The following is a 22,746-nucleotide window of genomic DNA, read 5'->3' as shown; positions in this document are numbered from 1 at the left end:
GCTGTCAGCGCGGATCAGTCATGCGACGCCCAGGGTGCCGCATGACGCGCTTACTGTCCGCTCAGCACGCGAGCGGGATCGATACGACTGGCGCGCCGCGCCGGATACCAACTCGCCAGCAGGCTTAGCACAATAGCGGTAATCAGCACCGAAAACACGTCCAGCCAGTGTAATTCAGACGGCAGGAAGTCGATGAAGTAGATATCGCCCGCTAACAAATGGTGACCGGTCAGGGATTCCAGCCCTTTCATCAGCGAAGTGAGGTTGAGCGCCACCAGCACGCCGACCACCACACCGCTTACGCTACCCAGTAAGCCTGCCAGCAGGCCGTACCAGATAAAAATGGCGCGGATCAGCCCGTCTTTGGCGCCCAGCGTGCGCAGTACGGCAATGTCGCTGCTCTTGTCTTTCACCGCCATAACCAGCGTGGAAACGATGTTGAAACAGGCAACGCCAATCACCAGCACCATCGCCAGATACATGATGGCGCGAATCATTTGGATATCGCGGTACATATAGCCGTAGGTGCCAATCCAGCTTTTGATATAGACGTAAGAGTGCGTCACTTCTCCGGCCGCCCGTACCAGTTTTGACGCCTGGAAGGGATCGTTCATTTTCAGGGCAATGCCGGTGACGCTGTCGCCCATATCCAGATATTGCTGTGCGTCAGCAAGCGGCACTAAGGCCAGGCTGTGATCCAACATGCCGCTCAGCTGCAAAATGCCGCTGACCTGCAGCCGGATACGCTTGGGCTGCAGGAGCTTATTATCGCCATCATTATTCGGGATCATGATGGTGATCCAGTCGCCCTGCTTAACGTTAAGCGCCTGCGCAATGCCACCACCCAGGATGATTTGCTTTTTACCCGGCGCAAAGGTCGACCAGGCATTGTCAGTGACAAACTGCGGAAGCGCGCTTAAACGCGGCTCCTGCGCGGGATCAACCCCTTTAACCTGCAGCGCTTCCATCTTTGCGCCACTTTCAATCAGTCCGGTAAAGTTAATGTAGGGTGCTGCCGCCGCAATGCCGGGAACCTGCTCAATGGGCGCAATCATCGACTGCCAGCGCTGAAAAGGCTGATTGACGGCTTCGATTTCACCGTGCGGCACGACGGCCAGAATGCGCTTGTTTAGCTCACGCTCAAATCCGTTCATGGCGCTGAGACCAATGATCAATACCGCCACGCCCAGCGCAATCCCGATGGTTGAAATAACGGAGATCAGTGAAACCATTCCTCCCCGACGGCGGCCACGGCTAAAACGCAGCCCCAACAGCAGCGATAACGACGATCCCATCAGACAGCTCCTGCAAGGATAATCCGGTCGCTTAACTGACCGTCACGCATCTCCATCTGCCGCGACATGCGTTTCGCCAGATGCAGATCGTGCGTCACCACCAGAAACGCGGTGCCCTGACGCACATTCAACTCACCTAAGAGTTCGAAAATAGCATCGGCGTTGCGGGCATCCAGGTTACCGGTCGGCTCATCGGCCATGACCAGGCGCGGGCGGTTAACCAGTGCACGGGCAATAGCCACGCGCTGGCGTTCTCCCCCGGAGAGTTCTGACGGGCGATGCGCGGCGCGATGTTCCAGCCCCACGGCCGCCAGCATCTCCCGCGCGCGGGTTTGCGCTTCGCCTTTGGTCACTTTGCCAATCAGTAACGGCATCGCGACATTTTCCAGCGCGGTAAAGTCCGGCAGCAGATGGTGGAACTGATAGATAAACCCGAGTTCGCGGTTGCGCAGCTCCGCTTTGGCAGACGATGACATACCGTTGAGTGAGCGACCGTCAAACACCACTTCGCCCGAGGTGGGCGCATCCAGCCCGCCCAGCAGGTGCAACAAGGTGCTTTTCCCTGAACCCGAACTGCCGACAATCGCCATCAGTTCACCGGGTTGCACATCAAAGGTCACATTGCGCAGCACGTCGGTCTGCACGCTGCCTTCCTGATAGCGTTTGCACAGGTCACGGCACTGCAACAAAGGAGAGTTACTCATAGCGTAAAGCCTCAGCGGGTTGGACGGCGGCAGCGCGCCATGAAGGGTAAAGCGTAGAAAGCAGCGCAATAAGCATTGCACTAAAGGCGATAGTGACGACCTGCCACACATTGATATCGACAGGCAGCGCCGCACCATCCAGGAACAGGCCAATGACCGGCATCAGATGATTAAGCTGGCTGGCTAACAGCACGCCAAGCAGCGCACCGAGCAGCGTGCCGATGATGCCGGCGCTGGCACCCTGCACCATAAAGACGGCGACAATCTGACGGCGGGTTAATCCCTGCGTTTGCAGGATAGCGACTTCGCCCTGCTTCTCCATAATCAGCAGGCCCAGCGAGGTAATAATGTTAAAGGCGGCAACGGCAATGATCAGGCTCAGCAGCAGCCCCATCATATTTTTCTCCATGCGCACGGCCTGGAACAGGTCCCCTTTGCGTTCGCGCCAGTCCTTCCACACCATGCCAGGCGGTAAGGCCTGCTGAGTGACGCTGTCAACCTGTAACGGTTTATCCAGCCACAGCCGCCAGCCGGTAATGTTCCCCGCCGGATAACGCATGATGCGTGAGGCATCCTGCTGATTAACCAGAATCTGGTAACCATCGACTTCACTGTTAGCCGCATAGGTTCCGGCAACGGTAAACAGACGCTGACTCGGTACCCGGCCCATCGGTGTAAACTGACTGACGGACGGCACCATCAAGCGCAGCATGTCACCCCGTTTGACGCCCAGTTGCGCGGCCAGCTGTTCGCCCAGAATCACCTTGTATTGCCCCGGCTGTAGCACGCTTTGCTGCGTGTTCACGAGGTAAGGCGTCAGCGGATCTTTTTCATCCGGCTGAATGCCTAACATCACGCCAACCGAAACGCTGTGTGAGCTTTGCAACACCACGTTCGCCGTGGTTAACGGCGCGATGCGGTTAATCCCCTTAAGCTTCAGCTCGGATGCCGGGAATTGTTGAGGATTAATGCTGCCTTTGTCGCTGGTCACCAGCGCCTGCGGCATCAGGCCCAGGATGTTGCCCTCAAGCTCTCGCTCGAAACCATTCATCACAGACAGCACAGTAATCATTGCCAGCACGCCAAGCGTGATACCAATGGTGGAGAGCCAGGAGACAAAGCGACCGAAACGGTCTGCAGCTCTTCCGCGCATGTAGCGCAGACCGATAAATAGCGCGACAGGTTGATACATGGAATCCAATGTACAGTTGCTGGAAAATAAGTAGAGAGGATGATAAAGGAGCGGCTCACTTTATGAAACCTCTAACCCTCTGAGTCTGCTGCAAAGTTGTATCAGAATAGGTTATCAGCGGGTTGATGCACAGGATTAGCCTATAAAGATGATGTTAATCGTACGATGATGCAGCGTGAGAGCCGATATAATCATTACCGTAAAGAGATGACGGCAATGAACGTTACTCTGATGTACCCGTTTGACTTTCCTGCGAACGTTGTTCGCAAAAAAGATTTACACACAGCAACCCTTTAGTCACGCCTGCTTTAAGGCGAAGCGGTAGAAAAAATCTCCCGCAGAGGTGATCCCCATGGCGTATTATGGAATGATTACGCCCTGGTAAAAATGGAGCAACCTCGAGATCTCATGTCCGAACCGACTCGCTATACCCTGCCCGTGAAATCTGGCGATCACCGCCAGCTCGGCCAGCTGACTGGCGCTGCGCACGCGGTTGAGTGTGCCAGCATTACCGAGCGCCATGCTGGTCCGGTGTTAATGATCACACCCGATACACAAACCGCCCTGCATCTGCTGGACGAGATCCGTCAGTTTACCGACTTGCCGGTCGCGCATCTCGCGGACTGGGAGACGCTGCCCTACGACAGCTTCTCGCCGCATCAGGACATCATTTCGGCACGCCTTTCCACCCTGTACCAACTGCCCACCCTGCAGCGCGGCATGCTGATTATGCCGGTGAACACGCTGATGCAGCGCGTTTGTCCGCACAGCTACCTGCACGGTCATGCACTGGTCATGCAACAGGGCCAGAAACTGTCACGCGATCGCCTGCGCGATCAGCTTGAGCAGGCGGGTTATCGCCATGTGGATCAGGTGATGGAGCACGGTGAGTACGCAACCCGTGGTGCTTTACTCGATCTGTTCCCAATGGGCAGCGAGCAACCTTACCGCATTGATTTCTTCGATGACGAAATCGACAGCCTGCGCCTGTTTGACGTCGACAGCCAACGCACGCTGGAAGCCGTTCCCGCGATTAATCTGCTGCCGGCCCATGAATTTCCCAGCGATAAAAACGCCATTGAGCTGTTCCGCAGCCGCTGGCGTGAAATTTTTGATGTGCGCCGTGAGGCCGAGCATGTTTATCAGCAGGTGAGCAAAGGCACCCTGCCCGCCGGTATTGAGTACTGGCAACCGCTGTTCTTTGAACAGCCTTTACCTTCGCTGTTTAGCTATTTGCCCGACAACACCCTGATTGTTAACTGTGGTGATCTGGAAGGCGGGGCAGAACGATTCTGGAATGATGCCAACGCGCGCTATGAAAATCGCCGTGTTGACCCCATGCGTCCGCTACTTGAGCCTGCCACGTTGTGGCTGCGCCCGGATGCATTAATGGGCGAGCTGAAAGCCTGGCCGCGCATCCGTATGACCCACGACGTTCTGCCAGCGAAAGCCGCCAATACCAACCTTGGTTATGAATCCCTGCCGGATTTATCGGTTCAGGCGCAGGCGAAAGCCCCGCTGGATAACCTGCGCCAGTTCCTGGAGCAGTTCAGCGGCGGTGTGGTGTTCTCCGTGGAAAGCGAAGGTCGCCGCGAAAGCCTGCAAGAGCTACTGGCGCGGATTAAAGTGCGCCCCAAGCCGATTCATCATCTGAATGAAGTCAGCGCTGGACAGCATACCCTGATGATCGGTGCCAGCGAGCGTGGCTTTGTGGATACACAAGGCAACCTGGCGCTGATTTGTGAAAGCGATCTGTTGGGCGAGCGCATCAGCCGTCGCCGTCAGGATACACGTCGCACCATTAATCCGGACATATTGATCCGCAACCTTGCGGAGCTGCACCCCGGTCAACCGGTGGTGCACCTTGAGCATGGCGTAGGGCGCTATATCGGCATGACCACGCTGGAAGCGGGCGGCATACAGGCGGAGTACCTGATGCTCTCCTACGCCAACGATGCCAAGCTGTATGTGCCGGTTTCCTCGCTGCACTTAATCAGCCGCTATGCGGGCGGTGCCGATGAAAACGCGCCGCTGCATAAGCTGGGCAGTGATGCCTGGTCACGCGCCCGCCAGAAAGCCGCCGAGAAAGTGCGTGACGTCGCCGCCGAGCTGCTGGATATTTACGCGCAGCGCGCGGCAAAAACCGGCTATGCGTTTAAGCACGACCGCGAGCAGTACCAGCTCTTCTGCGAAAGCTTCCCGTTTGAAACCACGCCCGACCAGGCCCAGGCCATCAATGCCGTGCTGAGCGATATGTGCCAGCCGCTGGCGATGGATCGTCTGGTGTGCGGCGATGTGGGCTTCGGTAAAACGGAAGTGGCTATGCGTGCCGCCTTCCTGGCGGTGGAAAACAATAAGCAGGTTGCCGTGCTGGTGCCGACCACGCTGCTGGCGCAGCAGCACTATGATAACTTCCGCGACCGTTTCGCCAACTGGCCCGTGCGTATCGAAATGCTGTCCCGTTTCCGCAGCGCCAAAGAGCAGAATCAGATATTGCAGGACGCCAGCGAAGGCAAGATTGATATTCTTATCGGCACCCATAAGCTGCTGATGAGCGATATCAAGTGGCATGATCTGGGCCTGCTGATTGTGGACGAGGAGCATCGGTTCGGCGTTCGCCACAAAGAACGCATTAAGGCGATGCGCGCCGATGTCGATATCCTGACGCTGACCGCCACGCCCATTCCGCGTACGCTGAATATGGCGATGAGCGGGATGCGCGATCTGTCAATTATCGCCACACCGCCCGCGCGCCGGCTCGCGGTAAAAACCTTTGTGCGGGAATATGACGATCTGGTCATCCGTGAGGCGATTCTGCGTGAAGTCCTGCGCGGCGGGCAGGTTTATTACCTGTATAACGATGTCGAAAATATTGAGAAAGCCGCTCAGCGGCTGGCGGAACTGGTGCCAGAAGCACGGGTTGCCATCGGTCATGGGCAAATGCGCGAGCGCGACCTGGAGCGGGTGATGAACGACTTCCATCATCAGCGTTTCAATGTCCTGGTGTGTACCACCATCATTGAAACCGGTATTGATATCCCAACCGCCAATACCATTGTGATTGAGCGTGCTGACCACTTCGGGCTGGCGCAGCTGCACCAGTTGCGCGGGCGCGTAGGCCGCTCACACCATCAGGCTTATGCCTGGCTGCTGACCCCGCACCCAAAAGCCATGACAACCGACGCGCAAAAACGTCTGGAAGCCATCGCATCACTGGAGGATCTGGGCGCAGGCTTTGCACTGGCCACGCACGATCTGGAAATTCGTGGTGCCGGGGAACTGTTGGGTGAAGAGCAAAGTGGTCAGATGGAAACCCTGGGCTTTTCACTCTATATGGAACTGCTGGAAAATGCGGTTGATGCCCTGAAAGCGGGTCGGGAACCGTCACTGGAAGATCTCACCAGCAACCAGACGGAAGTCGAATTGCGGATGCCCGCGCTGCTGCCGGAAGACTTTATTCCGGACGTCAACACTCGCCTGTCACTGTATAAACGCATTGCCAGTGCCGAAGCAGAAGATGAGTTGCAGGAGCTGAAGGTAGAAATGATTGACCGCTTCGGGCTGCTGCCCGATCCGGCCCGTAATCTGCTGGATATCGCCGTATTGCGGATGAAAGCCAAGGCTCTTGGCGTGCGTAAAATCGAAGCCAGCGATAAAGGTGGCTATTTCGATTTTGCGCCGCAGAACTGCGTGGACCCGGCCTGGCTGATTGGCCTGCTGCAAAAAGATGCGCGGCAGTGGAAGCTTGAAGGCCCGACGCGCCTGCGCTTCACCCGTGAACTGGCAGAACGCAAGGTGCGGATGGAGTGGGTGCAGTCGTTTATGTCCCAGCTCATGGAAAACCGTATCGCCTCCTAGCCCGCCACATGGCGAACAGCACCGCAGTGCGTGCATAAAGCCGCCTTAATGAAAGGCGGCTTTTTTTTGCCTGAATTCCCGCGTAGTTATTGAGCCTGTGCGGTTTTCACAGAAATTGCGCGTGTGAGGCGCTGCCCGAATCTTCTTTATCGGGCCAGCGGCGGGGCAAACTGCAACGCACCTGCGATACGGTTCCAGGCATTGATGGCCCCAATTGCCGAGGTCAGGAACATCACCTCCTGCGGCGTAAACAGGGTGCTGAGGTTATCGTACAACGCGTCCGGCACCGGCTGCTGTGACATGAGGGTTAACGCCTCGGTCCATGCTAGCGCCGCCGCTTCACGCTCGGTGTAAATGCCTGCATCGCGCCAGGTCGCCACCAGATCGATTTTAGCCGCAGCCAGCCCTGTTTTACGCGCTATATTGAGATGAAACTGCAGGCAAAAGGCACAGCCATTAAGCTGTGACGCCCGGAGCTTAATCAATTCAGTCAATGACTTATCCAGGCCAGCGTTGTCAACCGCCTTGCCCAGCATGCTCAGGGCAGCGACAACTTCCGGCGCCGCCCGCTCAAACGTGGACCAGTCACTTCGGTTATGAGAATGCGATGTCATAAATAATCCTGTCTGTTAATATAAGAACTCGAACAACAATATAAGAGTTCTTATATTATGCGCAAGTCAGGATCGCACAATCTGCCGCTGCCAGGCCCCGGAGAAGGTATGCGAGGCACGAAAGGCCACATTGGCTACCTGCTCCGCCAGGCACATGCTGTTCACAAGATACGGATGGAAAATGCCTTAAAAGCCACCGGCCTTACCCTGCCCCAGTTTTCGGTACTGACCATGCTCGCCGCCTATCCGGGCGCATCGGGCGCGGAACTGGCCCGGCTGTCGCTACTGACGCCGCAAACAATGAGTGTGATTGTCAGCAACCTTGAGCGGGCAGGCATGATTCACCGTCGTCCTCACGACGAGCATGGCCGAATCCAGATCATTGGTCTTACGGATGACGGATTGCAGGTGCTGGCACACAGTAAAGTCGCCGTGCAGTCGGCAGAGGCCGGTTTGCTGTCCGGGTTGTCCCCTGAGGATGAGGTGGCCGTGCGGCGCTGGCTGGTTAATGTTGCGACCTTGCCGACTAAAAAGGAGTGAAAGCTGTATTATCCCGGCTGATCCCGCTTCGGCTCATCGCAGAACCGTGCTGGCAACGGTTTTTTAACGCGCCGTGAGGCTGGCGAATCAGGCAACCTTTTCGGTTAACGCACAATCCTCAGCCATAAAAAAAGCGCATCCAGGGATGCGCTTTTGAGTTTCATACTGTGCTGTGTGACCGCAATGCGGCAATCTTTGCCCTTGTCCCTTATGCTTTATCGCCGTTCAGGATTAACTGTCCGTTACGGTCTACCGGGATACGCGTACCGGGATCGTTTTCCATCCGGATTTTACCCTGCTGGTCGCCGATCTTGTAGGTGACGTCATAGCCCAGCATTTTTTCTTGTTTGTCGTATACGGTTTTACAACGCTGTTCAGAGGTCGTGTAAGTATCACGATCCTGCATACCGCTCTGAACCTGGTTGCCCGCATAACCGCCCGCAAGCGCACCGGCTACCGTTGCGACGTCGCGTCCACGACCACCGCCAAGTTGATGGCCCAGAACACCACCGGCTACCGCACCCAGTACTGAACCGGCGATACGGTTTTCATCCTGAACCGGACGACGGTGCGTCAGCGTCACGTTACGACACTCCTGACGCGGTTGTTTAATCGATTCTTTAATAGGTGTTGCTGACAGCACCTGTGCGTATTGAGGACCGCGATCAAACACGTTAATGCTTGCTACGGCGGCAACACCCAGTGCCGCTGCCACGCCAATACCGATACCCGCTAACATTGATTTATTCACAGGAAGTTCCTCCTGAAAGTGTTACCGCGCATTCCTGCCGCTGGGATATCCCTTACAGCTCTGGCAGAACCGACGTGCGCGACTCGCCGTTTGGTTGAGATAAGTTTTACAGATGTAAAGCTTTTGCAATATCAGATAATGGGAAGAAAATCGTGCAGGAGGGCTTAGTGCCACCTTTTAGGAGAGTTCTGAGCAGTCGATACAGGCTAAAATACCGCGCTGATTTCATTATCTTCAGGAAAGTTAATAGTGAAATCAGCGGGTTAAATACAATCTTACTGATGCGTTTAGTGAAGTTTCAAACGGGGACGAATGACCCGGTTAAGGCTACCTACCACCATCATCAGCCCGGTTTTGATATAACCGTGCAACGCCACCTGGTGCATACGGTAGAGAGAGATATAGACGAACCGGGCAATGCGCCCTTCTATCATCATGGAACCTCTCATCAGATTGCCCATCAGACTTCCAACGGTGCTAAAGCGTGACAGGGACACCAGCGAACCATGGTCTTTGTAGACATACGCTTTAAGTGGCTTGCCCTGATACTGCAACAGGATGTTATGCAGCGCACAGGAAGCCATCTGATGAGCGGACTGGGCGCGCGGCGGCACAAATCCCCCACCGGGTAAGGCGCAGGAGGCGCAATCGCCGATAGCGTAGATATCTTCATCCAGGGTGGTCTGGAGCGTCTCTTTCACCACCAGCTGGTTGATACGGTTGGTTTCCAGTCCGCCGATCGCTTTCATAAAGTCAGGGGCTTTTATGCCCGCCGCCCAGACCATTAAGTCCGCTTCGATAAACTCGCCGCTTTTGGTATTCAGGCCCAACTTTTCCGCGCTGGTCACCATCGTTTGTGTCATTACGCGCACGCCAAGTTTGGACAGCTCCTGATGTGCCGCGGACGAAATGCGCGGCGGCAGGGCTGGCAGAATACGTTCGCCCGCTTCCACCAGCGTGACGTTCAGCGCCTCACTGCCCAGCGCTTTGTAGCCGTAGCTGTGCAGTTGCTTAACCGCATTGTGCAGTTCTGCCGAGAGTTCAACGCCGGTTGCGCCTCCGCCGACAATGGCAATGTTAACCTTCTCTACCGCACCTTCGCTGGCAGAGAATTTCAGGAACAGGTTGAGCATTTCATTATGGAAACGGTGCGCCTGCTGGGGGCTGTCGAGGAAGATGCAGTGATCTTTAACGCCCGGCGTGCCGAAGTCGTTTGAGGTACTGCCCAGCGCCATCACTAACGTGTCGTAAGCCAGCTCGCGCTCAGGCACTAACACTTCGCCCTGAGCGTTGACGACTTCGGCCAACTGGATGACTTTTTTCTCACGGTTGATGTTGGTCAACGAGCCCAGTTGGAACTGAAAACCGTGGTTACGGGCATGCGCCAGATAGCTCAGGGCATCAATGCCTTCATCCATTGATCCGGTCGCCACTTCGTGCAGCAGCGGCTTCCACAGATGGCTGTGGTTACGGTCGACCAGGATAATCTCGGCTTTCTTTTTACGTCCCAGCTTATGCCCTAACTGCGTGGCCATTTCCAGGCCGCCGGCACCACCGCCCACAATAACAATTTTCTTAACAGATGTAGTCAACAAAGACCCCCTTAAATTGTGAACCAAAAGTTAATCAATGGTTAAATTAAACCTTAATAAACATAGGGTTGGCGACATAATTTCGCTATCTGCAGGCAGAATAGCATGGCGGGCAGAGCGGAGCCTCAGAAAATTGATGTACATCAAATTTAGCAGACAGTTCCTGGCAGAACCGGTCAGGCGATCGGGCACCGCCTGGGTGCCTGATACGTTAATCCGCAGTTTTGAAGGCTTTCAGACGTTGCAGATGCGGCGAGATGTTGCGGAACTTGTGGCTTTCGCTTTCGTCCCAGACAATCGGATAGTAAGGATCTAACAAGGCAGCGGTGCGCTGGCTGTCAAGAAGCTCATCATGGCGGGATAAAATCGTCAGGCAGCGGTCACGGTTGCGTTCACGAAAGTCACTCACGCACTTGGTGGCGATATCCTGGTACTCTTCCGGCCGGTCTATTTTGCCTTCCATGTTTTCATGTGGGAACAGATTGGGATTGAAAACGGCCTGGCGAATCGCACATAAAAAACCAATCCGCTCTGACCAGTATCCGCCCAGTCCGACACCACAGATAAGCGGGCTTGGGTCATCGCTCAGGCTGAGGATTTTATCGGTTTCTTTGAGCAGAAACTGCATGTCATGTTTGGGATGGCGCGTACTGTAACTAATGAGCCTGACATCGGGGTCAATAAACTGCAGTTGCAGCACTTTTTCATGGTTGCCCGGACTTGAGGAGTCAAAACCGTGGAGATAAATAATCATGGTTATCCTTAAGGGTCATCATGCCGGGCAACCTGTGTTTACCGCCTGGGGTTACAAGGCTGCTTTATGCGCCAGCCAGCGTTCCTGCAGTGCACTCAACTGCTGTGCATTGTGTTTCCAGCGGCTACTGGCCTTCAGGCTGTCCCGGCTAAAGGTGCCCCGATGGTACAACTGCACAACCGGTTCCGCCTCGATCAAGGTCAAATTATCCATTACGCTCACCGCGCCCTGGCGATCGTTACAGACCAGAATCATGTCGCAGCCAGCAGACAGCGACTGCTGTGCACGCTCAGCATAGCTGCCCATTACCGCCGCGCCTTCCATTGAGAGATCGTCAGAGAAAATCACGCCCTTGAAACCCAGTTCCTGACGTAGCACCGTTTTCAGCCAGTAAGGCGAGCCACTGGCAGGCAGCGGATCGGCTTCTGTATAGATCACATGCGCGGGCATAATGGCGTCCAGCGCCTGCTCACTAATCAGCGTGCGGAATATCGCCATGTCGTGCTCACGCAGTACAGCTTCACTGCGGTCATCACGCGGCGTCTCTTTATGGGAATCTGCGCTGACCGCACCGTGACCGGGAAAATGCTTCCCGGTGGTTTTCATCCCCGCCTCATGCATACCGGCAATAAAACGTCGCGCCATCGCCAGCGCAATAGCCGGATCTTCATGGAAGGCGCGGTCGCCGATGGCGGCGCTGATATGGCCGATGTCCAGCACCGGGGCAAAGCTGATATCAATATCCATGGCGATCATTTCGGCCGCCATCTGCCAGCCTGCCTGCTGAGCCAGCTCGCCTGCCGTGGTCATATCATTGAGCGCCGCAAAAGACTGCATGGCTGGCAACTGAGTAAAACCGTCACGAAAACGCTGTACGCGTCCGCCTTCCTGGTCCACCGCCACCACCAGACGTGTGTGCGAGGCCGCACGAATCTGACGCACCAGTTCCGCCAACTGAGCGGGATCGTGATAGTTACGGGCGAATAATATCAGTCCCCCCACCAGCGGATGGCGGAGGATCTCGCGCTCTTCCGCATCCAGTTCGAAACCTTCAACGTCCAGCATTAAGGGGCCGGGAAAACGTGTTGTCATAACCTGAATCCTGTCTCTCGGCGTAACGCCGTTAAATCTGTGACCAGCTCTGTTGAGCCAGCTGTTGTAAATGCTCATCGCCACTCTGTTCAGCGCGCAGTTGATACCAACTGGCCATTAACAGATGCAGCCAGGGCTGCCAGCGTGAAACCTGCCGCTGCAGTGAGGCCAGCGGTAACTGCATGAGCGCCGCATAGTCACGCAGCCAGTAGATCTGTTGAGTCGGGTCCGACAAACAGACGGCGGCCAGCTCAAGCGCCACATCGCCGTCTGCGGCATATTCCCAGTCAATGAGGTGCAGCCCCTGTTCTGACTGAATCAGGTTAGCGGGATGCACGTCCATATGCAGAGGAGCAAGCCGTAATGGCCGGGGCTCGCCTTGCTGCGTTAACCGTTGTAGCTGACGCAGCCAGCGATGATGTCGCTGCTGGCAACGCTGCCAGTATTGCCAGAGCAAGGGCAACAGAGATAAACGGTAACCGGTGAGCGGCTGCTGATGAAGCTGTTGCAGTAGCGCAAGGACCTGACGCCGCCCGGCACGAAACCCGGCATCGCTCATGACCTCTCCCTCCTGCCATGGCAGAATAATGCCATGGCGGTTGGCTGCCAGCGGAGCCTGCACCAGACCGCTGGGCCGTAATTTACGCAGTAGCCGCCCTTCGCGCTGGCGATTAACAAAAGGTATCGGCGGCTGTGGCGCCGGACGGAGAAGACGTCGTCCCTGCTGGGTGACGATGTGACAGCTCTGCCCGGTTAATCCCGCTAACGGCGTTACAGTGACCTGTTGCTCACCGATAGTTGCCGTGATCAGTTGCAGAAACGCCGCATTAATTCTGGGCGACACCGTCACCAGACCAGATAATTTCGCCCGTCTGTACCAGCATGAGCTGCATCTGTAAGGTCGGTGCTTTTACATCGCCCTTCGCCGTGCTGTACAGCACGTACTGTGCGTTCAGGTTACGGGCCAGGCCAATCGCTTTACTGCGCGAGTTCAGGCTGTCGTCCGGCGACAGCCCCAGGGTTTGTTTCGCCTGCGCCAGTTGTTCTGATGACACCAGGCTGAACTTACCGTTGTTATTCAGCGCGTTCTGAATAGCGTTCGTTGCCTTTTCACCCTGCAATGCACCATTGGTGCTGTTTTTGATGCGATCGACCAGTAACACGCTGCCCGGTGTAACGGTGGCGGCACGAACCATCTGCGCAACCAACGGCTCAACGCTGGCATCCCAGTTAATGGTCACCAGCTTAGGCGGTTGTGGAACAGGTTGCGGTTGTTGTACCGGTTGTTCCGGCTGAGGAACAGGCTGAACCGGCTCCACAGGCTGAGTGGGTTCAACGGGGGCAGGTTGCTGCTGTTTTAGCACGCAGCCAGAAAGAATAAGCGCCATCAACAGCGCGCCAGTACGATTAACACTGCGAATCACGTAACAGTCCTCAGAGATAGATATAGAGACGAACCTTGCTGGCCGTCAGGTTACCCAGTTGCGAGACGGCAGCAATGCTTCCGTTCGGGGGAACCGTGACGATCTGTGCGGGTTCACGCGGCGTTATTTCAAGCCCTTTGTCGTCGTACCAGTAATAACGATAATGCACAACCACCGGCGTTTCACGCTGATTGTAAAGTACGCTGCTGGCGCGTTTCTGACCGTCGTGGTCATCCAGCGTCGGCTCGTCAGTAATAATGCCCGCCGAGAGCACCGAGGACTCCATCACCAGCGACTGCGACGTATTAATCATCGGTTTATCGCTGCTGCAACCGGTAAGGCTCAGCAGCACAACAGGCAGGCAGATCAACCATGAACGCATAGCAAGGTTCCCTTAAGGGATCAGTGTGACAGCATCGGGCCAAGCGGCTTGCCGCCCACCAGATGCATGTGGATATGGTAAACTTCCTGACCGCCATGTTTATTGCAGTTAACGATCAGGCGATAGCCCTGCTCGTCAATGCCTTCTTCACGGGCTATCTTCGCGGCAGCCGTGAACATCCTTCCCAGTGCCTGCTCGTGTGCCGCCTCAACATCATTGGCGGTCGGAATCAGGATATTGGGCACAATCAAGATATGCGTGGGCGCCTGAGGTGAAATATCACGGAAGGCCGTGACCAGTTCATCCTGATACACCACGTCGGCGGGAATTTCACGACGGATAATTTTACTGAAAATCGTTTCTTCAGCCATAGAGCAATTCCTTTAGCCTGGAGGGTAATACCTCAGTATGCGGGAGAAATTCGTTTTCTTTCAACCTCAGGCTGTTTTTTCTTATACCAACTGGCTGTGTTTAACGCATTCCGCGGTTTGCCTGGGCGCGAAAACTATTTCCCCCCTTTTCTTACCGCCTTCCGCCCTAATTTTCACACTTTCTTTTATTGCCTGCCTGGCCGCTTATTGCTGTCGCGCAGATGGACAGCGATACACAGCAAAATGCGGCGCTGGTGGAAGAAACGGCGACGGCGACCGCAAATTTGCAGCTGTTATCGGACCCGCTGTTGCAGACCACGGCAAAATTTGTGACTCGCGAAGCCCTCTGATGCCTCTGAGAGCCGCTTAGCACGGCATCCTTTCAGATCCTCTATCCAAATGGCAAAAAAAACCGCGTTGAGCAGTGACTCAACGCGGTTATCGCGGTGCAAAACGGTGCTATGCCTTTTTACATACTACGGATGTAATCATCCATATCGGTTTTCAGGTTGTCGGATTTTGTGCCGAAAATCGCCTGAACACCTGAACCTGCCACCACGACGCCACGCGCACCGAGGTTTTTTAGTTCAGTTTGATCCACTTTGCTCACATCAGCGACGCTGACGCGCAGACGCGTGATACAGGCGTCAAGGTTAGTGATGTTCTCTTTACCACCGAATGCAGCCACCAGTTTGCCCGCCATTTCACCGCCGGTCGCTGAAGAAGACTGTTCGCTTGCGCTGTCTTCACGTCCTGGCGTTTTCAGATCCAGCTTAACAATCAGGACACGGAAAACGGTGTAGTAAATTGCGGCATAAATCATACCGACGATAGGGAACAGCCAGATTTTGCTGCTGTTACCACTGAGGACGATAAAGTCGATCAGACCGTGCGAGAAGCTGGTGCCATCACGCATACCGAGCAGGATACAGATAGGGAATGCCAGACCTGCCAGAAGCGCGTGAATGACATACAGGATTGGCGCAACGAACATGAACGAGAACTCGATTGGCTCGGTAATACCGGTCAGGAACGAGGTCAGCGCAGCGGAGATCATGATACCGCCCACTTTGGCACGGTTCTCAGGTTTGGCGGAATGCCAGATAGCAATCGCCGCGGCAGGCAGGCCGTACATTTTGAACAGGAAGCCACCGGAAAGTTTACCCGCAGTCGGATCACCCGCCATATAGCGTGGGATATCACCGTGGAATACCTGACCAGCGGCATTGGTGTACTCACCAATCTGCATCTGGAAGGGAACGTTCCAGATATGGTGCAGACCAAATGGCACCAGTGCACGCTCAACTACGCCGTAAATACCAAATGCCACAACCGGGTTTTGGTACGCCGCCCACTGGGAGAAGTCCTGAATCGCGGAACCGACCGGAGGCCAGATAAACGACAGCACCAGACCCATCGCAATCGCCGCCAGACCGGAGATAATCGGTACAAAGCGCTTACCGGCAAAGAAGCCCAGATATTCAGGCAACTTAATGCGATAGAAACGGTTGAACATATACGCGGCAATGGAGCCGGCAATAATGCCGCCCAGCACCCCGGTATCGGCAAGGTGTTTCGCCTCAATTTCCGCCGCAGGAAGATGCAGCACTAAAGGTGCCACCACCGCCATGGTTTTCACCATGATGCCGTAAGCGACAACCGCGGCCAGGGCTGAAACCCCGTCGTTGTTGGTAAAGCCCAGTGCCACACCAATGGCAAAAATCAGGGGCATATTGGCAAAGACCGATCCACCCGCTTCCGCCATGACATGCGAGACCACCGTAGGTAACCAGCTGAAATTTGCTGAACCCACACCTAATAAAATACCGGCGATCGGCAGAACCGATACCGGTAGCATTAGCGATTTACCAACTTTTTGTAAGTTGGCAAAAGCGTTTTTAAACATAGCGTGAAACTCCTGAGTATGTGTGCGTTTTTCGCGCAGCGCGCGTGGTAAAGAGGGAGGTGCTTTACCGGTTGGCGTTATCCGCCATTTTGATTTATTACGAAGGGTAAAATAAATTACCCTTCGTTACTTTGACGGCTATCACGTTTCGCAAATCAGAACGCTAAAGCACGTAACAATAGTGATTTTATTGAGTATTTTTCAGGCAAAAAAATTGACCCTGTATGAAAAAAATAGGGTCAATCAATAATATTTCGTATTTATTACAGCACCTGAAATAAATCAGGATGCGCTGGTCAGGCGGCTCATTGGAATATGAAACAGCTCAGAAAAGTTCCGGGTGGTGGTTGCCGCTAAGGTTTCAATGTCCACGCCCTTTAGCACTGCTAAATAGTCAGCAACATCTCGCGTGTAAGCAGGCTGGTTCTCTTTACCCCGGTACGGCACGGGGGCCAGATAAGGGGAATCCGTTTCGACCAGAATGCGATCGAGCGGTACATAGCGCGCCGCGTCACGAATCTGCTCTGCATTGCGGAAAGTAACAATGCCTGAGAAGGAGATGTAGAAACCCATATCCAGCAGCTTTGCCGCTGTCGCCTGATCTTCCGTAAAACAGTGTAGTACACCGCCACAACGTTCGACCTGTTCTTCCTTCAGGATGGCCAGCGTGTCTTCACGTGCATCACGCGTATGCACGATAATGGGCTTGTTCAGCGCAATCCCGGTACGGATGTGTTCACGAAACGAGCGCTGCTGCTGCGCTTTGGTTTCCTGCTGATAGTAGTAATCCAGCCCGGTTTCGCCCAGCGCAACCACCTGAGGGTCGGCAGCCAGACGACGGAATAACTCGACATCATACGGCGCTTCCTGGTTCAGCGGATGCACGCCGCAGGAGAGCGCGATATTTTCACGCTCGCCTACCAGCGCTTTCAGGGTGCTAAAGCCGGGTAAGGTCGTGGCAATCGCCAGCATAAACCGGACGTCACGCGCCGCCGCTTTGGCAATGACATCATCGAGATCGTGATGGTTTTTTTCATAATCCAGGCCATCGAGATGACAATGGGAATCAACAATAAACATATTTTTCTCAGTAAATTAGCCAGGCACGTGGGGCTTCAGATGGTCCGCCCAGCTCAGTAACCGGTCAGTTAACAGTAGTTCACGATTCACTGCCGTAACCTGTAACAACGTTTCACGGCAGCGCATCCAGTCATGGGCGCTGTTATTGAGCGCCGTTTGCGAGAAATGCTGCGCCAGCATCGCCACCACGTCCTGGCGATCCACGTTGGTGAGCCACTGGCTCGCGCCCTGTTGCCATTTCATCGCATCCAGTATTAATGACAGCAGCCAGCCGATACGCGCCGCACCGTTGTCAGCGTTCAACGCTGGCAGCAATTGCAGAATGTCCTGTTGCAGGGCACTCGCCAGGGAATCGCACAGTTTTTGCCGTGCCTGCCAGAGTCCGTCCTCCAGCAGGGCCAGCGCCGCACCGGGTGCACCGGCGCTCAGTCGCAGCGCCGCAAGTAAGTTCGCCTCATCATGCGCGCCTTGCTTTCTGAGCCAGGCCAGACTCACGTTTTCGTCCGGCGGTGGCAACGTCAGCACCATGCAGCGGCTTCGTAGCGTGGCCAGCAGGCGGGACGGTTCCCGGCTGCTTAAAAAAAACCAGCTATTCGCCGGCGGCTCTTCCAGGGTTTTCAGTAAGGCATTGGCCGCCGCTTCACTGAGCTGTGCCGCATCCGGTAGCCATACCACTTTGGCACCGCCCTGCTGCGCATAGTGATACATTTTTTCCGTTACCTGACGCACGGCATCAATGCCCAACGTGGCTTTGCCTTTTTCTGCTTCCAGCCGGTACCAGTCAGGATGGGTATTTGCCTGCATCAGTTGGCAGCCATGGCAGTGGCCACAGCTTTTTAATCCGTCACGGTGCAGACACATCAGCCAGCGGCTTATTCCCCACACCAGCGCGTCATCACCCATACCATCAATCGCCTTAACTAACAGCGCGTGATGGGCACGGCCATCCTGATGCTGACCAATCACCTGGCGATAAGGCTGATTTAGCCAGGGATACCAGTTCATGCCTGCTGTTCCGCCAGCCAGGCCGTCAGGGTGGATTGCAGCGCGCGGGTCACCTGCTCAAGCGGCTGGGTAGCATCGATCGTCAGGATGCTGTCGTCCGCAGCAGCCAGCGCCAGATAGCGATCACGTGTGCGTTCAAAAAAGCGCAGTGACTCCTGCTCAATCCGATCTAATTCCCCGCGAGCGCGGGCACGCTGTAATCCGGTTTCCGGCGTGACATCAAGATACAGCGTCAGGTCAGGGCGAAAATCCCCCAGCACCGTATCACGTAAGGTACGCATCAGTTCCGCATCCAGCCCGCGACCACCGCCCTGGTAAGCCTGGGACGAGAGATCGTGGCGGTCCCCTACCACCCAGGCACCGCGCGCCAGTGCGGGTTTAATCACCGTTTCCACCAGCTGTACCCGCGCGGCATAAAGCATCAACAGTTCCGCTTTATCAGTGACCTGTTCGCCCGCTATGCCCTGCTTGACCAGCACGCGCAGCTGTTCTGCCAGCGGTGTACCACCGGGTTCGCGGGTAAAGACAATGTCCTCTATGCCACTGGCGCGCAGTGTTGCGACGACCGCATCGCGCGCTGTGGTTTTCCCTGCGCCTTCCAGGCCCTCAATAACGATAAACTTACTGTCCATTTTTTTCCTTTAACACAAGCCGGTAAGCCTGCACGGCCTTGTTGTGGCTGGCAAGATTAGTGGTGAAAGTATGCCCACCTTTGCCATCCGCAACAAAATAGAGATAGTCGGTTTTTTCAGGATGGGCGGCCGCGATTAAGGAAGCTTTGCCTGGCATCGCGATGGGTCCCGGCGGCAGGCCACTGATGATATAGGTATTATACGGCGACGGCGTTTCCAGATCTTTGCGCGTCAGCGTGCCAGTATAGGCCGCTCCCATGCCATAGATCACGGTAGGATCGGTTTGTAAACGCATCCCCACGCGCAGACGATTAATAAACACAGAGGCCACTTTGGCCCGCTCTTCGCTGACGCCAGTCTCTTTTTCGATAATCGACGCCATGGTGACCATCTCCTGCTCATTTTTATACGGCAGGTTATCCATCCGGCCCTGCCAGACTTCATCAATAGCCTTTTTCATCCGTTGATGCGCGCGTTCCAGCAAGGCGACATCGCTGGTATTGGCGGTATAAAGGTACGTGTCCGGGAAGAAGTTGCCTTCGAGTTCGTTTTCGTCCAGCTTGAGCGTGCTGGCAACGGTCGCGTACTTGTCGTCCTGTAGCGTATGTTTCACATAGGGCGCTTTGCGTAATTCGCTCAGCCACTCTTGCAAACGCTGACCTTCAACAAAGCGTAGCGGGAATTGTGCCTCTTTACCGCTGGCCAGTAGCTCCAGCAAGCTGCGTACCGTCATCGACGGCTCAAGGCGATAGGTTCCGGCTTTAAATTTGGCCAGCTCTGGCTCAAGTTTAAGCAATGCGCCAAACCAGATGCTGTGAGGAATAATGTGCTGGCTTTGCAGCTGCGCTTCTAAGGCGACGCGACCGGTCCCTGCCGGCAACGTATAGATCTGTTCCTGGGAAAGGGTTAAGCGGCTGGCAGCGAGTTGTTTCACCTGCCAGTAGCTTACGGCTGCCGCGATGAGCAGGATGACCAGCACGCTCACCATTATTTTTTTGCTTCGGCTCATTATGCTTCCATTATCTTTCTACAGCTTGCCTGTAGCTGGTTAAACAAGGTGCGCTGGTTGAATTCCACCGCATCAAGTTGTCGAACGGATAATACGGGCATCAGCGCATTGCATATGACGATTTCATCAGCTGCCAGTAGCTGCGCTAATCCCGCCTGTACCACCTGACAAATTTGGCCTGCGGCACGCATTTCCGCTATCAGACTCCGCCGCATAATGCCGTCAACGCCCGCCTGATCCAGCGCCGGAGTAAAAAGTGCGCCGCCGCTTCGCCAGAATAAATTAGCCGCACAGCATTCCACCACCCAACCTTCAGTGTCAAGCACCAGCGCCTCATCAGCGTCTGTCTGCTCAAGATGGGCACGAATCATCACCTGCTCCAGCCGGTTCAGGTGCTTAAGACCGGCAAACTGTGGCTGCCGAGCCAGACGTACCGGGCTGACGGCCAGTTTGACGCCGGTTTGCTGTAACCTTGCATAATGCGCTGGCCAGGCGGATACCGAGACGATTCGCGTGGGGCCGCTACAGCCTGTGCGGCTGTAGCCGCGCCCACCGCTGCCGGCGCTGAGGATGACTTTAAGCACTGCCCTGTCATGTCCGCTCGCCGCCTGTTGCATCTCCTGCGCCAGCGCAGACCAGTCAACACCACTCAGCCACAACCGTTCACAGTTTTGCTGCAACCGCTGCATATGCATGTCAAACAGGACGATTTTGCCCTGACAGACGGCGGCGGTGGTAAAGCAGCCGTCGCCAAACTGTACGGCGCGATCGCTGGCCGCCAGATGGGGTTGTTCCGTGCCGTTTATCCACATTGCCCTTACTCCGGTGTCAGCATGTTGTTCAGCGATGGCCGTGATTTTATCGTTTTTTCTGGGCCACTGAATAGAAAAAAGGCCCGCATTGCGGGCCTTTACAGCAATCATAAACGCGATGTTTAGATTTTACGGAAAATCAGCGAGCCGTTGGTGCCGCCGAAGCCGAAGGAGTTACAGAGTGCGTATTCCAGTCCCGAAACCTGACGTGCGGTATGCGGTACGAAATCAAGATCGCAGCCTTCGTCAGGGTTATCCAGGTTCAACGTCGGTGGAACCGCCTGATCGCGCAGGGCCAGAATCGAATAAATCGACTCAACCGCGCCCGCCGCACCCAGCAGATGGCCGGTCATGGATTTGGTCGAGCTGACCATCACCGTCCTGGCTGCTGCACCAAAAACCGATTTCACGGCCTGGGCTTCTGCTTTGTCACCCGCTGGCGTTGAAGTACCGTGTGCATTGACGTAACCAATCTTGTCTGGTGTCATCTGCGCATCACGCAACGCGTTGATCATTGCAGCGGCTGCACCTGAACCGTCTTCCGGCGGTGAGGTCATGTGATAAGCATCGCTGCTCATCCCAAAGCCCACGATTTCCGCGTAGATTTTTGCGCCACGTTTCTTAGCATGCTCGTACTCTTCCAGTACGATAATGCCCGCCCCGTCACCCAGTACAAATCCATCACGGTCTTTATCCCAGGGACGGCTTGCCGCCTGAGGGTTTTCGTTGCGCGTCGACAGCGCACGCGCCGCGCCGAATCCACCTACGCCAAGTGGCGTACTGGCTTTTTCCGCACCGCCCGCCAGCATCACGTCAGCATCGTTATACGCGATGATACGTGCAGCATGACCGATATTGTGCACGCCAGAAGTACAGGCGGTCGCAATGGAAATGCTGGGGCCTTTTAAGCCATACATGATGGTGAGATGACCCGCCACCATATTGACTATCGTGGAAGGCACAAAGAATGGGCTAATTTTACGCGGGCCGCCGTTCACCAGAGAAGTATGGTTGTCTTCGATCAGACCCAAACCACCGATGCCCGAACCAATTGCTGCGCCAACCCGGCCTGCATTTTCATCGGTCACAACCAGACCGCTGTCCTGCATGGCCTGAATGCCTGCCACGATGCCGTACTGAATGAAGTCATCCATCTTGCGTTGATCTTTACGAGAGATAAAGTCATCGCAATTGAAATCTCTTACCAGACCTGCAAAACGTGTTGCATAGGCGCTGGTATCAAAATGGTCGATCAGGTTAATGCCGCTCTGACCGGCAAGGAGAGCACTCCAGGTAGACTCTACGGTATTGCCGACAGGAGACAACATGCCAAGACCAGTCACAACTACACGACGCTTAGACACGTTCGTCCTCCAGGGAGGGATAAAAATGACTATTGAGGGGCAAACATAAAACTCAGGCGGTCAATTGACCGCCTGAAGATATTCATTAGCCTTTATGGCTATTGATATAGTCGATCGCTGCCTGAACGGTAGTGATTTTCTCAGCTTCTTCGTCTGGAATTTCAGTATCAAACTCTTCTTCCAGAGCCATTACCAGCTCAACGGTATCAAGAGAATCGGCACCAAGGTCTTCTACGAAAGATGCAGAGTTGGTCACTTCTTCCTCTTTCACACCCAGCTGCTCACTGATGATTTTCTTAACGCGTTGTTCGATATCGCTCATACTATTTAATTTCCTATCAAAACTCGCTTTCGCGATGGTTTTCGTAG

General features: G+C 55.1%; 23 protein-coding genes. 3 read left to right on the top strand and 20 right to left on the bottom strand.

Annotated elements, in window-relative coordinates; all coding sequences use genetic code 11:
* Nucleotides 1-50: 50 nt before the first annotated feature.
* From lolE to lolC, 3 genes are read right to left on the bottom strand one after another with little or no spacing between them, the layout of a single operon-like run.
* Nucleotides 51-1,295, bottom strand: coding sequence for a lipoprotein-releasing ABC transporter permease subunit LolE (gene lolE, locus NR177_RS06495; RefSeq protein ID WP_063879099.1), 1,245 nt, complete (start codon nt 1,293-1,295; stop codon nt 51-53).
* Entirely contained in the window at nt 1,295-1,999 is a 705-nt protein-coding gene (lolD, locus tag NR177_RS06490) for a lipoprotein-releasing ABC transporter ATP-binding protein LolD (RefSeq protein ID WP_063879098.1), read from the bottom strand. The genes lolE and lolD overlap by 1 nt, the downstream gene beginning before the upstream one ends.
* Nucleotides 1,992-3,191: a lipoprotein-releasing ABC transporter permease subunit LolC gene (lolC, locus tag NR177_RS06485; protein WP_256852488.1), complete on the bottom strand. Its 1,200-nt coding sequence runs from the start codon at nt 3,189-3,191 to the stop codon at nt 1,992-1,994. The genes lolD and lolC overlap by 8 nt, the downstream gene beginning before the upstream one ends.
* A gap of 408 nt (nt 3,192-3,599) precedes the next feature.
* Here lolC and mfd point away from each other — a divergent pair, with 408 nt between their 5' ends.
* Nucleotides 3,600-7,049: a transcription-repair coupling factor gene (gene mfd, locus NR177_RS06480; protein ID WP_256852487.1), complete on the top strand. Its 3,450-nt coding sequence runs from the start codon at nt 3,600-3,602 to the stop codon at nt 7,047-7,049.
* Nucleotides 7,050-7,195: 146 nt separating this feature from the next.
* Here the strand turns inward: mfd and NR177_RS06475 are convergent, their stop codons facing one another.
* Complete coding sequence (locus NR177_RS06475; RefSeq protein ID WP_063879095.1) at nt 7,196-7,663, bottom strand: carboxymuconolactone decarboxylase family protein; 468 nt, start codon at nt 7,661-7,663, stop codon at nt 7,196-7,198.
* Between the two features lie 108 nt (nt 7,664-7,771).
* On the opposite strand from NR177_RS06475, the gene NR177_RS06470 reads away from it, so the two are divergent.
* Nucleotides 7,772-8,203, top strand: coding sequence for a MarR family winged helix-turn-helix transcriptional regulator (locus NR177_RS06470; RefSeq protein ID WP_256852486.1), 432 nt, complete (start codon nt 7,772-7,774; stop codon nt 8,201-8,203).
* A gap of 208 nt (nt 8,204-8,411) precedes the next feature.
* Here the strand turns inward: NR177_RS06470 and NR177_RS06465 are convergent, their stop codons facing one another.
* From NR177_RS06465 to hinT, 8 genes are all read right to left on the bottom strand, one after another.
* Nucleotides 8,412-8,954 carry a glycine zipper 2TM domain-containing protein gene (locus NR177_RS06465; RefSeq protein WP_063879093.1) on the bottom strand — a complete coding sequence of 181 codons (543 nt, stop codon included), beginning with the start codon at nt 8,952-8,954 and terminating at the stop codon, nt 8,412-8,414.
* A gap of 287 nt (nt 8,955-9,241) precedes the next feature.
* Nucleotides 9,242-10,546 carry an NAD(P)/FAD-dependent oxidoreductase gene (locus NR177_RS06460; protein ID WP_074181004.1) on the bottom strand — a complete coding sequence of 435 codons (1,305 nt, stop codon included), beginning with the start codon at nt 10,544-10,546 and terminating at the stop codon, nt 9,242-9,244.
* A 211-nt stretch (nt 10,547-10,757) separates the two neighbouring features.
* Nucleotides 10,758-11,300, bottom strand: a complete 543-nt coding sequence (gene ycfP, locus NR177_RS06455; protein ID WP_063879092.1) for an alpha/beta hydrolase YcfP — start codon at nt 11,298-11,300, stop codon at nt 10,758-10,760.
* Between the two features lie 51 nt (nt 11,301-11,351).
* Nucleotides 11,352-12,392 carry a beta-N-acetylhexosaminidase gene (gene nagZ, locus NR177_RS06450; protein WP_063879091.1) on the bottom strand — a complete coding sequence of 347 codons (1,041 nt, stop codon included), beginning with the start codon at nt 12,390-12,392 and terminating at the stop codon, nt 11,352-11,354.
* Between the two features lie 31 nt (nt 12,393-12,423).
* Complete coding sequence (gene thiK / locus NR177_RS06445; protein ID WP_063879090.1) at nt 12,424-13,236, bottom strand: thiamine kinase; 813 nt, start codon at nt 13,234-13,236, stop codon at nt 12,424-12,426.
* Nucleotides 13,220-13,816, bottom strand: a complete 597-nt coding sequence (gene lpoB / locus NR177_RS06440; RefSeq protein WP_063879089.1) for a penicillin-binding protein activator LpoB — start codon at nt 13,814-13,816, stop codon at nt 13,220-13,222. The genes thiK and lpoB overlap by 17 nt, the downstream gene beginning before the upstream one ends.
* A 10-nt stretch (nt 13,817-13,826) precedes the next feature.
* Nucleotides 13,827-14,198 (bottom strand): YcfL family protein, encoded by a 372-nt coding sequence (locus NR177_RS06435; protein WP_063879088.1) that lies wholly within the window; start codon nt 14,196-14,198, stop codon nt 13,827-13,829.
* A 20-nt stretch (nt 14,199-14,218) separates the two neighbouring features.
* Complete coding sequence (hinT, locus tag NR177_RS06430) at nt 14,219-14,569, bottom strand: purine nucleoside phosphoramidase (RefSeq protein WP_063879087.1); 351 nt, start codon at nt 14,567-14,569, stop codon at nt 14,219-14,221.
* A gap of 221 nt (nt 14,570-14,790) precedes the next feature.
* Here hinT and NR177_RS06425 point away from each other — a divergent pair, with 221 nt between their 5' ends.
* Nucleotides 14,791-14,919 carry a hypothetical protein gene (locus tag NR177_RS06425; protein WP_256852529.1) on the top strand — a complete coding sequence of 43 codons (129 nt, stop codon included), beginning with the start codon at nt 14,791-14,793 and terminating at the stop codon, nt 14,917-14,919.
* 119 nt (nt 14,920-15,038) lie between these two features.
* On the opposite strand, the gene ptsG is transcribed toward NR177_RS06425, so the two are convergent.
* The 8 genes from ptsG to acpP form a co-directional block, all read right to left on the bottom strand.
* A complete protein-coding gene (ptsG, locus tag NR177_RS06420; RefSeq protein WP_063879086.1) occupies nt 15,039-16,475 on the bottom strand; it encodes a PTS glucose transporter subunit IIBC in 1,437 nt (478 codons plus the stop codon).
* 282 nt (nt 16,476-16,757) lie between these two features.
* Nucleotides 16,758-17,555: a metal-dependent hydrolase gene (locus NR177_RS06415; RefSeq protein WP_145394784.1), complete on the bottom strand. Its 798-nt coding sequence runs from the start codon at nt 17,553-17,555 to the stop codon at nt 16,758-16,760.
* 15 nt (nt 17,556-17,570) lie between these two features.
* Nucleotides 17,571-18,560 carry a DNA polymerase III subunit delta' gene (gene holB, locus NR177_RS06410; RefSeq protein WP_063879084.1) on the bottom strand — a complete coding sequence of 330 codons (990 nt, stop codon included), beginning with the start codon at nt 18,558-18,560 and terminating at the stop codon, nt 17,571-17,573.
* Nucleotides 18,557-19,192, bottom strand: a complete 636-nt coding sequence (gene tmk, locus NR177_RS06405) for a dTMP kinase (RefSeq protein ID WP_063879083.1) — start codon at nt 19,190-19,192, stop codon at nt 18,557-18,559. The genes holB and tmk overlap by 4 nt, the downstream gene beginning before the upstream one ends.
* Complete coding sequence (gene yceG, locus NR177_RS06400) at nt 19,182-20,201, bottom strand: cell division protein YceG (protein WP_256852485.1); 1,020 nt, start codon at nt 20,199-20,201, stop codon at nt 19,182-19,184. The genes tmk and yceG overlap by 11 nt, the downstream gene beginning before the upstream one ends.
* Nucleotides 20,201-21,013, bottom strand: a complete 813-nt coding sequence (gene pabC / locus NR177_RS06395; protein ID WP_256852484.1) for an aminodeoxychorismate lyase — start codon at nt 21,011-21,013, stop codon at nt 20,201-20,203. Before pabC ends, yceG begins: the two co-directional genes overlap by 1 nt.
* A 122-nt stretch (nt 21,014-21,135) precedes the next feature.
* Nucleotides 21,136-22,377, bottom strand: coding sequence for a beta-ketoacyl-ACP synthase II (gene fabF, locus NR177_RS06390; protein WP_063879080.1), 1,242 nt, complete (start codon nt 22,375-22,377; stop codon nt 21,136-21,138).
* 85 nt (nt 22,378-22,462) lie between these two features.
* Nucleotides 22,463-22,699 carry an acyl carrier protein gene (gene acpP / locus NR177_RS06385; RefSeq protein WP_003849865.1) on the bottom strand — a complete coding sequence of 79 codons (237 nt, stop codon included), beginning with the start codon at nt 22,697-22,699 and terminating at the stop codon, nt 22,463-22,465.
* Between the last annotated feature and the right edge of the window lie 47 nt (nt 22,700-22,746).

This window comes from Pantoea sp. Fr+CA_20 (genome assembly GCF_024520835.1).
GTDB classification, from domain to species: domain Bacteria; phylum Pseudomonadota; class Gammaproteobacteria; order Enterobacterales; family Enterobacteriaceae; genus Pantoea; species Pantoea allii.
The sequence above is the reverse complement of the archived record's forward strand: the minus strand, read 5'-3'. Positions and strand labels throughout refer to the sequence as shown.